The following is a 438-nucleotide window of genomic DNA, read 5'->3' as shown; positions in this document are numbered from 1 at the left end:
GCTTGATTAGCCTTTCACTCCGATCCACAAGTCATCCCCTAATTTTTCAACATTAGTGGGTTCGGTCCTCCAATTGATGTTACTCAATCTTCAACCTGCTCATGGATAGATCGCCCGGTTTCGGGTCTACACCCTGCAACTGTTCGCCCAGTTAAGACTCGGTTTCCCTACGGCTCCCCTATTCGGTTAACCTCGCTACAGAATGTAAGTCGCTGACCCATTATACAAAAGGTACGCAGTCACACCATAAAGGTGCTCCCACTGCTTGTACGTACACGGTTTCAGGTTCTATTTCACTCCCCTTACAGGGGTTCTTTTCGCCTTTCCCTCACGGTACTGGTTCACTATCGGTCAGTCAGGAGTATTTAGCCTTGGAGGATGGTCCCCCCATGTTCAAACAGGATATCACGTGTCCCGTCCTACTCGTTTTCACTTAAA

1 rRNA gene is annotated in these 438 nt (G+C 48.4%); it reads right to left on the bottom strand.

What is annotated here, in order from left to right:
* Positions 1–438, bottom strand: a 23S ribosomal RNA gene (locus Q3O59_RS15855); the annotation flags it as partial.

Origin of the sequence: Alkalimonas delamerensis, from assembly GCF_030717955.1 — a bacterium.
Lineage (GTDB): Bacteria > Pseudomonadota > Gammaproteobacteria > Enterobacterales > Alteromonadaceae > Alkalimonas > Alkalimonas delamerensis.
The sequence above is the reverse complement of the archived record's forward strand: the minus strand, read 5'-3'. Positions and strand labels throughout refer to the sequence as shown.